Source organism: Streptomyces sp. NPDC098101 (assembly GCF_044760185.1).
Lineage (GTDB): Bacteria > Actinomycetota > Actinomycetes > Streptomycetales > Streptomycetaceae > Streptomyces.
In genome coordinates, this window is record NZ_JBIWAS010000003.1 from 720,517 (window position 1) to 735,064 (window position 14,548).

12 protein-coding genes and 2 pseudogenes are annotated in these 14,548 nt (G+C 68.7%); 7 read left to right on the forward strand and 7 right to left on the reverse strand.

Annotated elements, in window-relative coordinates:
• Positions 1–86: 86 nt before the first annotated feature.
• The gene (gene xseA, locus ACIQVI_RS16345) at positions 87–1,304 is read right to left on the reverse strand and encodes an exodeoxyribonuclease VII large subunit (protein ID WP_403595954.1); all 1,218 of its coding nucleotides are present in this window, start codon (positions 1,302–1,304) and stop codon (positions 87–89) included.
• Between the two features lie 247 nt (positions 1,305–1,551).
• Complete coding sequence (locus ACIQVI_RS16350; protein WP_403595957.1) at positions 1,552–2,928, reverse strand: APC family permease; 1,377 nt, start codon at positions 2,926–2,928, stop codon at positions 1,552–1,554.
• A gap of 121 nt (positions 2,929–3,049) precedes the next feature.
• Here ACIQVI_RS16350 and ACIQVI_RS16355 point away from each other — a divergent pair, with 121 nt between their 5' ends.
• Entirely contained in the window at positions 3,050–4,093 is a 1,044-nt protein-coding gene (locus tag ACIQVI_RS16355) for a 4-hydroxy-3-methylbut-2-enyl diphosphate reductase (protein WP_403595960.1), read from the forward strand.
• 69 nt (positions 4,094–4,162) lie between these two features.
• Positions 4,163–4,918, forward strand: coding sequence for a polyphosphate--glucose phosphotransferase (gene ppgK, locus ACIQVI_RS16360; protein WP_403595963.1), 756 nt, complete (start codon positions 4,163–4,165; stop codon positions 4,916–4,918).
• 24 nt (positions 4,919–4,942) lie between these two features.
• On the opposite strand, the gene ACIQVI_RS16365 is transcribed toward ppgK, so the two are convergent.
• A complete protein-coding gene (locus ACIQVI_RS16365) occupies positions 4,943–5,458 on the reverse strand; it encodes a DUF6542 domain-containing protein (RefSeq protein ID WP_403596876.1) in 516 nt (171 codons plus the stop codon).
• Between the two features lie 404 nt (positions 5,459–5,862).
• Here ACIQVI_RS16365 and ychF point away from each other — a divergent pair, with 404 nt between their 5' ends.
• From ychF to ACIQVI_RS16380, 3 genes and pseudogenes are all read left to right on the forward strand, one after another.
• Entirely contained in the window at positions 5,863–6,951 is a 1,089-nt protein-coding gene (ychF, locus tag ACIQVI_RS16370; RefSeq protein ID WP_121833549.1) for a redox-regulated ATPase YchF, read from the forward strand.
• A gap of 149 nt (positions 6,952–7,100) precedes the next feature.
• A pseudogene (locus tag ACIQVI_RS16375) lies at positions 7,101–7,388 on the forward strand (type II toxin-antitoxin system Phd/YefM family antitoxin).
• Positions 7,372–7,635 (forward strand): Txe/YoeB family addiction module toxin, encoded by a 264-nt coding sequence (locus tag ACIQVI_RS16380; RefSeq protein ID WP_403595968.1) that lies wholly within the window; start codon positions 7,372–7,374, stop codon positions 7,633–7,635. The pseudogene ACIQVI_RS16375 and the gene ACIQVI_RS16380 overlap by 17 nt, the downstream one beginning before the upstream one ends.
• A 174-nt stretch (positions 7,636–7,809) precedes the next feature.
• Here ACIQVI_RS16380 and ACIQVI_RS16385 read toward each other — a convergent pair whose 3' ends face one another.
• Complete coding sequence (locus ACIQVI_RS16385; RefSeq protein ID WP_403595971.1) at positions 7,810–9,501, reverse strand: AIPR family protein; 1,692 nt, start codon at positions 9,499–9,501, stop codon at positions 7,810–7,812.
• A 591-nt stretch (positions 9,502–10,092) separates the two neighbouring features.
• Positions 10,093–10,371: a DUF6000 family protein gene (locus tag ACIQVI_RS16390; protein ID WP_403596879.1), complete on the reverse strand. Its 279-nt coding sequence runs from the start codon at positions 10,369–10,371 to the stop codon at positions 10,093–10,095.
• Between ACIQVI_RS16390 and ACIQVI_RS16395 the strand changes: the two are divergent.
• Positions 10,322–11,145: pseudogene (locus ACIQVI_RS16395) on the forward strand (IS5 family transposase); the annotation flags it as partial. The gene ACIQVI_RS16390 and the pseudogene ACIQVI_RS16395 sit on opposite strands and share 50 nt — an antisense overlap.
• Positions 11,146–11,551: 406 nt before the next feature.
• Here ACIQVI_RS16395 and ACIQVI_RS16400 read toward each other — a convergent pair.
• Together ACIQVI_RS16400 and ACIQVI_RS16405 are read right to left on the reverse strand one after the other, a co-directional pair.
• Positions 11,552–11,776, reverse strand: coding sequence for a DUF6000 family protein (locus ACIQVI_RS16400; protein ID WP_403595974.1), 225 nt, complete (start codon positions 11,774–11,776; stop codon positions 11,552–11,554).
• A 183-nt stretch (positions 11,777–11,959) separates the two neighbouring features.
• Positions 11,960–12,238: a CPCC family cysteine-rich protein gene (locus ACIQVI_RS16405; protein ID WP_403595977.1), complete on the reverse strand. Its 279-nt coding sequence runs from the start codon at positions 12,236–12,238 to the stop codon at positions 11,960–11,962.
• Positions 12,239–12,360: 122 nt separating this feature from the next.
• On the opposite strand from ACIQVI_RS16405, the gene ACIQVI_RS16410 reads away from it, so the two are divergent.
• The gene (locus ACIQVI_RS16410) at positions 12,361–14,541 is read left to right on the forward strand and encodes a DEAD/DEAH box helicase (RefSeq protein ID WP_403595980.1); all 2,181 of its coding nucleotides are present in this window, start codon (positions 12,361–12,363) and stop codon (positions 14,539–14,541) included.
• Positions 14,542–14,548 lie beyond the last annotated feature (7 nt).

Below are 14,548 nucleotides of genomic sequence, written 5' to 3' on the forward strand. Positions count from 1 at the left end.
GTCGTCCTTCTGCCGATGTGCTGGTGGACCGTCGATGTGCTGGTGGACCGTCGGTGTGCTGGTGGAGGGGAGGGGCCCGCGGCCGCTCAGCCGGAGTCCGCCACGCGCCGTACCGCGAAGTCGCCCTCCGCGACCCGGGCCCGCAGCTCCTCGTCCCCGGCGACCTCCTCCGGGGAGCGGACCACCGTGCCGTCCGCCCGCTGGAGCACCGCGTACCCCCGCTCGAGCGTCGCCGCGGGCGACAGCGCCCGGACCCGCGCCCGGGTGTGCGAGAGCTCCGAGTCGGCCCGGTCGAGGAGGTGGCCGAGGACTCGCCGGCTCCGGGCGAGCAGCGCGGACACCTCGTCCTCGCGGACCTCGACCATCCGCAGCGGCCGCTCCATGACGGGCCGCGCGAGCGCGTGCGCCAGGCCGCGCTCCTCCCGGTCCAGGAGCCCCTGCACGGTCCGCAGCGCCCGGTCGCGCAGCCCGCGCACCCGCTCCAGCTCCTCGCCGACGTCCGGGACGACCTTCTTGGCCGCGTCCGTCGGCGTCGAGGCGCGCAGGTCGGCCACCAGGTCGAGCAGGGGCGAGTCCGGCTCGTGCCCGATCGCGGAGACCACCGGCGTACGGCAGTCGGCCACGGTCCGGACGAGCTGCTCGTCCGAGAACGGCAGCAGGTCCTCGACGCTGCCGCCGCCCCGGGCCACGACGATCACGTCGACGTCCTCGTCCGCGTCGAGCTCCCGGACCGCCTGGACGACCTGGGGGACCGCCTTCACGCCCTGTACCGCGACGTTGCGCACCTCGAAGGCGACGGCGGGCCAGCGGCGGCGCGCGTTCTCCAGGACGTCCCGCTCGGCCGCCGACGCGCGGCCGCAGACGAGGCCGATCCGGCGCGGCAGGAACGGCAGCGGCTTCTTCCGGTCGGGCGCGAACAGCCCCTCGGCCGCCAGGGACCGCTTCAGCTGTTCGAGCCGGGCGAGCAGCTCCCCGATTCCGACCGGCTTGATCTCGGCGGCCCGCAGCGACAGCTGCCCGCGCGGCGCGTACCACTCGGGCTTGGCGTGCACGACGACCCTGGCCCCCTCCGACACGACGTCCGCGACCGCGTCGAAGACCTGCCGGTAGCAGGTGACGCCGACGGAGACGTCGTGCGAGGGGTCCCGGAGCGTCAGGAAGACGACCCCGGCGCCGGGGCGCCGCGACAGCTGCGTGATCTGCCCCTCGACCCAGACGGCCCCGAGCCGGTCGATCCAGCCCCCGATCATCCGGGAGACCTCACCGACGGGAAGCGGCGTTTCGGCGGACGTAGTCAGAGCCATGGACCGAGCGTAACGGCGCGGTACGACAACGTCAGGACGGCGGACGGGGGCGGGAGGGCCGTACGGAGCGGGCTTACGGGGTGGGGGCGGCCGTATGGGGCGGGGGTGGCCGTACGGGGCGAGGGTGGCCGTGCGGGGCGAGGCGCGACGCGGGCGCCGCTCCCGTACGACCTCCGCCCGTGCTCACCGGGCCCGTACGCCCCCGCCCGTACGCCTGCCCCCGCGCCCGTACGCCCCCCGCCCGTACTCACCGCGTCCGCGAAGCCCCCTGGACGGCCAGGGCCACCAGGCCGACGCCCAGCCACACCACGCCCACCACCTGGGCCGCCGCCGAGGCCTCGACGATCACCGCGACCAGGATCGCGGCGCCGACGACCGGCGCCACCACGTGCTTCAGCACGTGCGGCGGCCCCTCCGCCCTCCGTACGGCGAACCAGCCCACCACGCTCGCGTGCAGCAGGACGAAGGCCGTGAGCGCGCCGACGTCGACCACCGACACCAGGTGGTCGAGGCCGTCGTCCCGCCGGGCCGCCCACACCGCCGCGACCATCGTCACCGTGGCCGACACCAGCAGCGCCACGCGCGGCACGCCCCCGTCCGTACGGGCCAGCAGGTGCGGCAGCCGCCGGTCGCGGCCCATCGCGAAGAGCAGCCGCCCGCCGGCCGCCTGCCCGGCGAGCGCCGCGAAGGCCGCGCCGATCGCCTTGGAGGCGGCCACCAGGTCGTGCAGCCAGTCCCCGACCGAGGTGTCCACGGCGTCGTAGAAGGCGGACCCCTGCTTGCCGGGGTCGGCGGCCAGCTCGGCCGAGGAGACCGGTTCGAGCAGCGCCACCAGCCAGGTCTGCGCCACGAAGAGCACGCCCGCGAGCGCCAGGCAGAAGAGCAGCGCCCGCGCCACCTTCGCCGAGCCGCCCGTGACCTCCTCCGCGAAGGAGGCGATCGCGTCGAAGCCCAGGTAGGAGAGGACGGCGACCGAGACCGCGCCGAACACCGCCGCGAGCGAGAACGACGCGTCGCCGGTCAGCGGCGACCACCAGTCGCGCTGCGCCCCGTCCCGTACGAGCACCACCACCGCCGACGCGACGAAGACGAGCAGGACGGCGATCTCCATCGCGAGCACCGCGAAGCCGACGCGGGCCGCCGCCCGGACGCCCCACAGGTTGAGCAGGGTGGTGAGGACCACGGCGATCCCGGTCCACACCCACCGGTCGACCGCCGGGACCAGCGCCTCCATGGCGATGCCCGCGAAGAGGTAGGCGACGGCCGGGATCAGCAGGTAGTCGAGCATCGCCATCCACCCGGCGACGAAGCCCGGCCCCTCCCCGAGCCCCTTGCGGGCGTACGTGAAGACGGAACCGGCCTGCGGGGCGACCCGCACCATCTGGGCGTAGCTGAACGCCGTGAACGCCATGGCGACCGTCGCCACCACGTACACGAGCGCGACCGCGCCGTGCGACTTGGCGTCGAGCGTCCCGAAGACGCCGACCGGCGCCATGGGCGCGATGAAGAGCAGTCCGTAGACGACCAGGTCGCGGAACCCGAGGTTCCGGCGGAGCCCCGTGTGGTCCGTACCGCCCCCGTCGCCCTTGTTCCCGCCCGCCGCCACCTGCGATTCCTCGGCCATGGGGTCAGTTTCGGCCACGACGGCGGCCGAACCGCTGAGCGACGCGGCCGTGGCGGGACGGCGGCGCGGACGCCCGCCCGGGGCGCCCGCCGACGCGGGCGCGCGGGGACGCGGCCTTACGATGGGACGCATGACTGCAACGCCCGCGCCGACGCCCGATTCCGCCTCCGCGACGAACCGCCCGAAGCGTGTCCTGCTCGCCGCTCCCCGCGGCTACTGCGCGGGCGTGGACCGTGCCGTGATCGCGGTGGAGAAGGCCCTGGAGCAGTACGGGGCCCCGATCTACGTCCGGCACGAGATCGTCCACAACAAGTACGTCGTCCAGACCCTGGAGCGGAAGGGCGCGATCTTCGTCGACCAGGCGACCGAGGTGCCGCCGGGCAACATCGTGATGTTCTCCGCGCACGGCGTCGCCCCGACCGTCCATGAGGAGGCCCGGCAGGGCCGGCTCGCGACCATCGACGCCACCTGCCCGCTGGTCACCAAGGTCCACAAGGAGGCCGTCCGCTTCGCCAAGGAGGACTTCGACATCCTCCTCATCGGCCACGAGGGCCACGAGGAGGTCATCGGCACCTCCGGCGAGGCCCCCGACCACATCCAGCTGGTCGACGGCCCCGAGGACGTCGCCAAGGTCGAGGTCCGCGACCCCTCCCGGGTCGTCTGGCTCTCCCAGACCACGCTGTCGGTGAGCGAGACGATGGAGACGGTCGACGCGCTGAAGGAGAAGTTCCCGCAGCTGATCTCCCCGCCGTCCGACGACATCTGCTACGCCACGCAGAACCGCCAGACCGCGATCAAGGAGCTGGCCGGGCAGGCCGACCTGGTGATCGTCGTCGGCTCGAAGAACTCCTCGAACTCGATCCGCATGGTCGAGGTCGCCAAGCAGGCCGGCGTGCCCGCCGCATACCTCGTGGACTTCGCGAGCGAGATCGACGAGGCCTGGCTGGAGGGCGTGACCAGCGTCGGCCTCTCCTCCGGCGCCTCCGTCCCGGACGTCCTGGTGCAGGAGGTCCTGGAGTGGCTGGCCGAGCGCGGCTACGCGGACGTCGAGATCGTCAAGACGGCCGACGAGTCCCTGACCTTCTCGCTCCCCAAGGAGCTCCGCAACAAGGACCTGCGCGCCGTGGCGGAGCGGCTCGGCGCGGGCGGGCCGGCCGAGAAGTAGCCCGGCCGGCCGGTCGCGCGCCGACCCGGTCGAGGAGTAACGGGCCGCCCCAGCCCTTACGGTGGGTCCATGAACGTCTTCGGAGTGGACATCGGCGGCTCGGGCATCAAGGGCGCTCCCGTGGACCTGGAGCGCGGCGCGCTCGCCGAGGAGCGCCACAAGGTACTGACCCCGCAGCCCGCCACGCCCGACGGTGTGGCGGGCTGCGTCGCGGAGGTCGTGGCGCACTTCGGCTGGACCGGCCCGGTGGGGGTGACCTTCCCCGGCGTGGTGACGGGCTCCACGATCCGTACCGCCGCGAACGTGGACAAGTCCTGGATCGACGTCGACGCGGGCGCGCTCATCGGCGAGCGCATCGGGGGCCTTCCGGTGACCGTCCTGAACGACGCGGACGCGGCCGGGATCGCGGAGATGACCTTCGGCGCGGGCCGGGGCCGCAAGGGCACGGTGATCGTGCTGACCCTCGGCACGGGCATCGGCTCGGCCCTCTTCGTGGACGGCCTGCTCGTCCCGAACACGGAGCTGGGGCACCTGGAGCTCAAGGGCCACGACGCGGAGAAGCGGGCCTCGACGAAGGCCAAGGAGGACGAGGACCTCAGCTGGGAGCACTGGGCGACCAAGCGGGTCCAGAAGTACCTCGCGCACGTGGAGATGCTGTTCTCGCCGGAGCTCTTCATCATCGGCGGCGGCGTCAGCCGCAAGGCGGACAAGTTCCTGCCGCTGATCGAGGGCATCCGCGCGGAGATCGTCCCGGCGGAGCTGGAGAACAACGCGGGGATCGTGGGGGCGGCGATGGCGGCGACGGCGGCGGCGGGAAGGGCGTAGGGGCCACCGGGGCGGCCCGGCGGCTCACCGGGCCTTGGCGGCTTTGGCGGCCTTGGCGTTCTTGGTCACGGGGGCGACGGGGCCGACGGACGCGGCGGTCCCGGTGGTCCTGCCGGTCCCGGTGGCGGTCCGGGCGCGCTGCTGGCGCCGCCCCATGTCCCGCACCTTCCGGACGCTGGCGATGACGCCGGCGACCAGGGTGCCGCCGTACAGCCATCCGGCGTGCACGGCGAGGGCGGTCACGACGGCCATGGCCTGGCCGCCGAGGCCGCCCGTGCCGCCCGCGATGGGCAGGACGCCGACGGCGAAGGCGATGGGGACGGAGATGGGGGCGGTGACCAGGTCGGCGGTACGGACCCAGAGCGCGGTCAGGGCGCTGACCGGCAGGAACAGCAGCCCGTAGGCGACGGGGGAGCCGTCGAGGAGCAGCAGGTCGAGGAAGCCGACCGTCAGCATGACGGCGGAGGCGAAGAGCCCGGCGCCGAGCCCGGTGAGCCGGGGCGCGGGCAGCCGCCGCAGGGCGAGGACGACGGGGGGCACGGGCCGGCCGCCGGGCCGCCGTCCGGGGACGGCCCCGGGGGCGCGGCCGGGAGCGCCCGGCGCCGGGGCCCGCTCGACGCGGGCGCCGCCGGGGGTACGGGGGGCTCTGCCGGTCACGCGGTACACGGCGGCGCCCTCCACGGGCGGTCCGGAGGGCGCGGCGGGCGGCGGGGCGGCGGCCGGTGAACCGGACGTTTTCGGCCGTCGGCGCCCCTGGGGCTGACTTGTCCTGTGCTGCTCCACCCGACCAACGTAGGTCGGGAGGGGGCGGGAAACAGGTCCGGGACACGCCCTTTGGGTGACCTTGCCCCCGAGAACGACCGAAGGCGGGCGTCACTGGCCGGTTCGCCCCGCCCGTAAACTGGGGGATCGGCCCACCATCCACACTTCAGGAAGTCGCCACCGTGTCGCTCACGATCGGAATCGTCGGTCTGCCGAATGTCGGCAAGTCGACCCTGTTCAACGCCCTGACCAAGAACGACGTGCTGGCGGCCAACTACCCGTTCGCCACGATCGAGCCCAACGTCGGCGTCGTCGGCGTCCCGGACGCCCGGCTGACCAAGCTGGCGGAGATCTTCGGCTCGCAGCGCGTGCTCCCGGCGACGGTCGACTTCGTCGACATCGCGGGCATCGTGCGCGGCGCGAGCGAGGGCGAGGGACTCGGCAACAAGTTCCTGGCGAACATCCGCGAGTCGGACGCGATCTGCCAGGTCATCCGCGCCTTCAAGGACGAGAACGTCGTGCACGTCGACGGCAAGGTCTCGCCGAAGGACGACATCGAGACGATCAACACGGAGCTGATCCTCGCGGACCTCCAGACGATCGAGAAGGTCCTGCCGCGCCTCCAGAAGGAGATGCGGATCAAGAAGGACACGGCGCCCAAGGTCGCCGCCGTCGAGGCCGCCCAGGCGATCCTGGAGAAGGGCGACACCCTCTTCTCGCAGGGCATCGTCCAGGGCTCGGAGAAGGCGGAGCTCCTCCACGACCTGCACCTGCTGACGACGAAGCCGTTCCTCTACGTGTTCAACGTGGACGAGGACGAGCTGACGGACGACGCCTTCAAGGCCGAGCAGAGCGCCCTGGTCGCCCCGGCGGAGGCGATCTTCCTGAACGCCAAGCTGGAGCAGGACCTGGCGGAGCTGGACGAGGAGGACGCCATGGAGCTCCTCCAGTCCGTCGGCGCCGAGGAGCCCGGCCTCGCCACCCTCGCCCGCGTCGGCTTCGACACCCTCGGCCTCCAGACCTACCTGACGGCCGGCCCCAAGGAATCCCGCGCCTGGACGATCAAGAAGGGCGCCACGGCCCCCGAGGCGGCCGGCGTCATCCACACCGACTTCCAGAAGGGCTTCATCAAGGCCGAGGTCATCTCCTTCACCGACCTCGTCGAAACGGGCTCGGTCGCCGACGCCCGCGCGGCGGGCAAGGCGCGGATGGAGGGCAAGGAGTATGTGATGCAGGACGGGGACGTGGTGGAGTTCCGGTTCAACGTGTGAGCGGATCATTGCTGCGAGCCAAGCGCTCCGCCGCGTTCACCTGTGACAGGGGTCGGCTTTTCCGGAAGTCGGCCCCCTGTTGTCTCCCGCGCCGAGATGTGTCGATAGTGGCACGTCATCCGGTACCACTACCGGGGAGGGGCAAGGACATGTCCACCACTGCGATTGAAGCCCGCAAGGCACTCTTTCCGCTGATCAAGAAGGTCAACGACGATTACGAGGCCATCGAGATTTTCTCCGAGCACGGCAATGCGGTGTTCGTCTAGGCCGAAAACTAAGCGGTGCTGCGTGAAGGCTCGTACCTCCTGGGCCCTCCGGCGAACGGACGCCGGTTGCTCAAGGCCTACGAGAACGCCCTGAGCAACATCAACGTGTCCGAGCGAGAGCTGATCGACTCCGTTTCGCCGAGGCACGTGGCGCGTGAGGGCGCCGAGTGAGTTTGTCTTCGGCCAGGGCTGGGAGGACTGCACGTCCTGGCTAAAGAACGACCGCAAGATGCTCGCCCGGATCAACGAGCTTATCGAGGACGTCAAACATGACCCCTTCGCGGGGAACGGTAAGCCCAAGCTGCTGAAGTGCCACTTGCCAAGATCTTGGTCGCGCCGGATCGACGACGAGCATCGCCTTGTCTACGTGGCCGCCGATAAGGAAGCGGTCATTCTCGCAGCTTGCTATCGCTACTGACATTCGGCGCTTTTTCTTGTGGGTGTGGGCCCGGCGGTAAATTCCAACCACGGAAGGTGCTGCTCAGTCCACAGTCGGCGAGTTTTGTTACCTGTGGATTGCTGCGATCGGGAATCGAATCGTGAGCAACTTGGAGAAACTTCTGGAAGACTGACCGCCGGGTGCTGCCGCCGGTCAGCCGGAACTCAACTTGACCTCAACCTGGGTGACTAGGTCGCGGCACTTCGTGGTGTTCTTGAAGAGCGGTGCGAGATAATTGTTTGAGTAGGTGCTCTCGATGGCCCCGGTTAGGTGGTCAAGGGCGATTCCGGTCACTTTGTGGACCTTCTTGATCTCCTTTTCCCAGTCGTATTTTGCGTCGTTGATCTTGTCCATTCTGAGCTGATTGAAGACCAGCTGCAGCACGATCCTGTTTCCGTGTGCGGCCACGGCGAACTCTCTGTCGACAAGATCCTTCCGGCGATCGGTCAAGTCCGCATCAACCGCACGCATCACCTGGACGCAGCGCCATACCCGGTGCGCGCTGGTCCCGCTGTTGAACAGGTTTGTGTAAGGTGCTCGTTCGGTATTTTCGGACAGGCGACCAACCGCACTCTTCGCCAGAACCGTGTAGTACGGATTGTTGTGCGCGCAGGCGAGGGCGACGATTGCATCTTCGACCGTGCAGCCGTCGCTTTCTGCGGGTACGTTTTCTCCACGCTTGACAGAGTATTGCTTGCGCAGTGACAGGAGCATGTCCCGACGAATGCGTTCCTGCTGTTGGTCAAGCGCGACGAAGTCGCGGCTCTCGACGCTGTTTTGTGTGTTCGTCGCCCGAGTCACAGCTGTGGCGAAATCAGGTGGGCACCCCTCGAGCGAGATGAATCGGACCCATACGCGAGCCTCTTCGAGGGACTTTTCCTCCTTCTTCGTGGCCCGGTGAATGCTTGCCACAGTCTGAGCTCCGTTGACCACACTCACGCCCTCGATCGTGAAGTCCCCGTAGGCGTGAGTAGAGCCACCGCGAGGTGTCTTCTTGATCGACTCACATAGTGCGGTAATTCCATTATTGAAATACCAGAAGTTCTCGCCCTGAGTGAGCAGTGTGTGGGTCAATCCCTCGTTCACCTCGGTATTTCCGAGCGACTTGCGCAGGTTCTGCGAGAAGAGTCGGTCGCCGTGTTGTTCGAACCATGAGGCGATTTCCGTTGCCTGAACAAGTCCGTAGTACGCCTGATACGGAAGGTCGACCTTGCCCCACTGCTCGATAGGCACGACCAGTTCGATCCTTGGTCCTGCTGTCCCTTCGACCACCATGGAGTGAAATTCTCGTAGGCCGAGCACTTCCAGGGTGACTACTGGGTCGTTTTCGTTGGCCTCCTCCAGGAAGTCGTCGAACACGTACTGGGCCTCTGCCGGCAGGGTGCTTCGGCCTGTAGTAGCGACAACCACGATGAAGGTGATTGCGGCGTCGCTCAAGGCTGCAGTGATTTCTGTACGACGCGCTTGGAGCTTGGGGGAGAAGCGGTCGAACTTCATGTTGAACAGGTCACTGCAGCCATTCCGGATCTTAAGGGCATCAGCCTGGGAAAGTCCGGAGTTTCCCGAACTGTCCAATTTTGACTGGACGATGATGATCCGGCGGTTCTCCTCGTCGATGGCCAGAGCGTCGATCCCGTTGTCGCGAAACCCATCGGTCACGGCGGCTGCAGCTTCGTCGAGGGTGCAGCCCGTGAAGCGCTGTACGGCGCGAGCTGCCAATGCCCTGCTGAGAAAGACCGTTTCGGATTGTGCACGCTGACTGTCTGTCAAATCGCTCAAGTCGATGAGGCCGGTGAAGTCCTGACTGAGTGAATCCTTGACATGGTGAACGTGCAGTGTGCGCACGGCGGTTCCCGCCCCTCGTTGTTCTGTGAACCAAGAGATCCAGGATAGCCCTTGGGAATGGCGTAGCCTTGGCCTTTTCGTGAGGATGGCACAGCTGTCAGGCTCTGACTCCGACCGAGATCCGAGCCGGGTGCGGACTGCGGCAGGGATGGCAGAGCCGAGAAAGGTGGACGCCCTTGTCGTCATGGCGTGTGGCGATGGCCTGCAACTGCGCAGGCTTGCTGATTACGGCTCGACGGTGTTGTCCTTTTTGTGTCGTGTGGAGTCGAAGTCCGGGGCTGGATGCCCGACCAGCGTCGACACTGGCGTCCAGCCTGCCGGCGCTGTCGGGTTGTGGACAGTACGGATGGTGTCCTCCCCTGGGCGATAGGGTCGTTGATCGGTGAAGCGCCCGGACCGTTCATCTACTTCCCCACGCGATACGCATGGCCGGGGTCTTCGGTCTACGCCGCCGATCTTGCGACGTCATTGGGATTCGTCTGCTACGCCCCGCAGGCTCGGCGGCTGCGGCCGTGACCGCGTTCGGATTGATGGAGGGTGCTGCGGCTGCAGCCAGGTCCAGCCGTTGGCGAAGTCGCGGTGGAGGTCCGTTCATCGGTGAAGCTCGGCCCGGGGGTTGCTGGGGTAGCCGAAGCGTCCAACGCCCTTGTCCCGCTCGTCCCAGAGGCCGCCGAGTTTCGTGAAGCGGTCGGCGCGATGGGTGCCGAAGCGGGCCAGGGCCAGGCTGTAGGCGCTGCCGGAGTAGCAGACCTCGCCAGCCAGGAGCAGGTCGCCTAGGGAGTTCCCCTCAGATCTTCTGATTGTTGGTTGATGCGTCTCGTTGACTGACGCACAGTGGGCGAGGATCGATTCGTTGCTGCCGGACCGGATGCCGAAGCGGGGTTGACGGTGGCGTGATCACCGGCAGATGATCGACACGGTCGCGTTCAAGTACCGCACCGGGACAACGTGGATGGACCTGCCCGAGCACTTCGGCTCGTGGAAGGGCGTCCACAACCGGCTGCGGAAGGGGGCCGCCGACGGTACCTGGGAGAAGGTCTTCACCGCTCTGCTCGCCCAGGCCGACGCCGAGGGCGACCTCGATGGATCGTCTCGGTCGACTCCATGATCGTCCGGGCTCATCAGCACGCTGCGGGGCCCGTCAAAGGGGCCCCGGCTGGTGAGCCGGACGACCATGCCCTCCGGCGGCCCGGCGGCGGGCTGACCACCAAGATCCACCTTGCGGCCGATGGCCGTTACCGACCGCTGGCGTTCGTCCTTACCCCAGAACAGGCCAGTGACACAGCCGCGTTTCCCCAGGTCATGGCCCACCTACGGGTACTGCGGCCCATCAGCCGGCCAGGACCACACCAGGCGTGGTCCTGGCCGACAAGGCGTACTCGTCGAGCGCCATCCGGACCCGTCTGCGTCAGTGCGGGAGCCGGGCCGTGATCCCGCAGCCATCCGACCAGGTCGCCAACCGGAAGAAGCGATGTCGAACCGGTGGCCGTCCGTCGGCCTTCGACCGCGAGCCTTGCAAGCAGCGGAACACCGTCGAACGCTGTATCAACAGGCTCAAACAGTGGCGCGGTCCTGGCGACCCGTTACGACAAGACCGCCACCATCTACCTCGCCGCACTGCACATCGCTGCCATCTTCATCTGGTCAGCCAGGTGGCTCCAGCCGGGCTGCCTAAACCCATCCCTGGTCGAGGTAAACCGTCCAGGTGTCTCCCACTGCCTTGTGCAGTTCAACCAGGATCGCAACATCGGCGATGGCTGTTGGGGCATCGGACACTCGCAATGGGGAGCATCGTTGAACCATGCGGGACAGTTCTCCGCAGCCCACGCAGCTGCGGCGTCGACACGATCCACATGCACCAGTAGACGCTCAGGAGCAGGCCCACCGCTTAACTGCACGAGGAAGCCGTGAGCGTCCGCTGCCCACCAATCCCACATGGATCCGGGGCGGGGGGTGCCGCAGGAGTGTCGTCATGCCGTCACCGTATCCAGGCCAGATAAGGCTATCGAAGGTGACCCGAAGGAAACAGCCTAGGCGCGTCCGGAACTGTTCACGGCGATCGGACGCCGATCAGCCAGCCAACGGTGAGGCGCGAGCGCCATTCGTATCCAAGGAAGGTTTCCAGTTCCTCATCGGCGATCGCGGTGGTGTCGGCGATCAGATGCCGGGTGAAGCGGGTGGTGTGCCACCACTGGGGGCCTGGGAACCGTCCGCCGTTCAGTGCGAGATAGCGCGGGCAGCCGCCGTACGTCCTCGTCACATAGCTCTCGACCACGTGGCCGCAGCTGATTTTCTCAAGGCGCGGGGACGGCATTGGTCAGCTCTCCGGGTGCGGGTCGGTACGGTCGATCCGGGTGGGGCGACGAAGATGCCGTCGTCGAGGGCTTTGGAGGTTTCAGGGAGGGGACGATGCTCCTCGACCGGCTGCTCCTGGGGCCCAGTCCAGTCGAGTTCCCGATCAGGGGCGGTATGGGAGATCCTGGTCTGCCCCGCCTGCCATGGTCGGCCGGCGGAGCTGGACCCCGTTGTCCTCGTGGAAGCAGACGGGACAGATGCCGTACGAGCCGTGCATTGCGTCGAACACGCGGTGCCCGCAGCGAGGGCAGGGCAGGAGCCACTCGCTTGCGCAGTTTCCATACAGGCCGTCGGTGTGCCAGGAATTTCGCCGCCTCGGAGGCCCCGGCCGGTCCGCCGGGCACTTGTGGACAGCCGCCTGGGGCCCACGAATGACGGTCATACATCCGAGGATGCGCGTGACCGCCCTGAAGCCCGTTCGCTCGGCAGGAAGCTACGAACGCCCGTCGAAGCCGGGTGTGGGCGGTGGGAAGATGCGAGGAGGGTCGGAGAGGGGCGGGAAGCGTGGGGCGTGGCGAGCGGGAGACAGTCGCGAGGGGAGCGCGACTGCATGAGGCGGCGCAGGCAGTGGTCGGTGACCACGGAAGGGCAGTGGAGGCGGTAAGGGCGGCACTGAAGCCGATCCACGATGCGGCGGTCAAGCGCGAGCTCGACGCCATTCCCGTGGCCCGGCTGCAGGACGTCACCGAAGGGCGGCTGCGGCTGGGGAGCGTCGAGAAGAGCGGACTGCGCACCCTGGGCAGTGTTCTCGAAGCGGGCCCCTACCGGCTGCGGCAGATTCCCGGTGTGGGGCAGCGCACCGTCGACCAGATGCTCGCCGCCGCCCGCAGGCTCTCCGAGGCCGTGCACGAGACCGTGGCCGTCCACATCGACGTGGACCGACCGGAACCGCGCACCACCGCGCTCGTCACGGCCCTGCACGTCCTGGTGGAGGCCGGCCCGGACACCCGGCGCGCGGTCGACAAGGCCACCGTCCTGGCGGAACGGCTCGGTCCGCTGCTGGTCGACGCCAGGCCCGCCGCCGGAAGGGTCCGGATGCTGCTGGCCGGCCGGGAGAAGAAGGCTCGCGCGTGGGCAGCGGTCGCCGAGACCCGGTCGCTGGTGGACGAGGCGGAGCAGGCCGGCCTGCCCGAATTGCTCGCCCAGGTGTCGGTGGACCTGCTCCGGGGGCCCTCGTCCGACGTCGCGGCCTGGGTGGACTTCGAACTCCGCTCCGCCGAGTACTACAGCCTGCTCGCCGAGATCTCCGGGCGGCTGCCGGACGCGGCCGCCGCGGAGGGCTTTCTGCCGGACGAGATCGCGGAGCGGGTACGGACCCAACACCTCGACGACACGCACCGGCGGGTTTCCCTGCGCGGCTACCAGGCGTTCGGCGCACGTTTCGCGCTTGCGCAGCGCAAGGTGATACTCGGCGACGAGATGGGCCTCGGGAAGACCATCCAGGCGATCGCCGTCCTCGCGCACCTGGCAGCCGAGGGGCAGAGTCACTTCGTGGTCGTCTGCCCGGCGAGCGTTCTCGTGAACTGGACCCGGGAGATCGAGGCCCGCAGCGCCCTTCGCGTCATGGTGCTCCACGGCCCCGACCGGCACGACGCGTTCGCCGACTGGAAGGGGCGGGGCGGGGTGGGGGTGACCACGTTCGACGCACTGCGCGGATTTCCGGCGCCGGGCGGTGGGGAGGTCGGACTCCTCGTCGTCGACGAAGCGCACTCCGTGAAGAACCCGCAGGCCAAACGGTCTCAGTCGGTCGCCCTGTGGGCGGAGCGCTGTGAGCGGAGCCTCTTCATGACGGGAACCCCGATGGAGAACCGGGTCGTGGAGTTCCGCAACCTGGTCCGGATGCTCGACGGCGACGTCGCGGACTCCCTCGGTGAACGGGACGCGCTGGCCGGATCGGTCGCCTTCCGCAAGGCTGTGGCCCCTGTCTATCTGCGGCGCAACCAGGAGGACGTGCTGACGGAACTCCCGAGCCTTCAGCAGACCGACGAGTGGGAGGAGCTGAGCGCTTCGGACGAGGAGGCGTACCGCGAAGCCGTGCGCGCGGGCAATTTCATGGCCATGCGCAGGGCCGCGTACATGCGCCCCGAGAAGTCGGCCAAGCTGGAACGACTTCGGGAGATCGTTCAGGAGGCCGGCGAGAACGGGCAGAAGACGGTGGTCTTCTCCAACTTCAAGGACGTACTGGGCGTGGTGAAGGAGACCCTCGTGGCCGGAACCGCCGGGGCCGCTCCGGTGTTCGGTCCGTTGACCGGCGGCGTCCCGGCCCAGCGTCGCCAGGAGATCGTCGACGACTTCGCCGGTGTCCAGGGCCCGGCGGTGCTCCTGGGGCAGATCCAGGCAGCGGGCGTCGGCCTCAACATGCAGGCCGCCTCCGTCGTCGTCATCTGCGAACCCCAGATCAAGCCGACCCTCGAACATCAGGCGGTGGCCCGGGCCCACCGCATGGGCCAGGTCAGGCCGGTTCGCGTGCACCGTCTCCTCGCCACCGGAGGCGTGGACGAACGCATGGTGAAGATGCTGGAAACCAAGACGCGCCTGTTCGATGCCTATGCCCGGCGCAGCGCCGTGGCCGAAGCCACCCCGGACGCGGTCGACGTGTCGGACACCGAGCTGGCACGTCGGATCGTCGAAGAGGAACAGGCGCGTCTGGGTATGACGGACGAGAGGCCCACGTCATCCGGGTGAGGGTGTC

Bases quoted from the DNA above. Each gene is read 5' to 3' on its own strand.
- ACIQVI_RS16350 (WP_403595957.1), bottom strand. From the start codon at position 2,928: ATGGCCGAGGAATCGCAGGTGGCGGCGGGCGGGAACAAGGGCGACGGG.
- xseA (WP_403595954.1), bottom strand. From the start codon at position 1,304: ATGGCTCTGACTACGTCCGCCGAAACGCCGCTTCCCGTCGGTGAGGTC.
- ACIQVI_RS16405 (WP_403595977.1), bottom strand. From the start codon at position 12,238: ATGACCGTCATTCGTGGGCCCCAGGCGGCTGTCCACAAGTGCCCGGCG.
- ppgK (WP_403595963.1), top strand. From the start codon at position 4,163: ATGAACGTCTTCGGAGTGGACATCGGCGGCTCGGGCATCAAGGGCGCT.
- ACIQVI_RS16355 (WP_403595960.1), top strand. From the start codon at position 3,050: ATGGGACGCATGACTGCAACGCCCGCGCCGACGCCCGATTCCGCCTCC.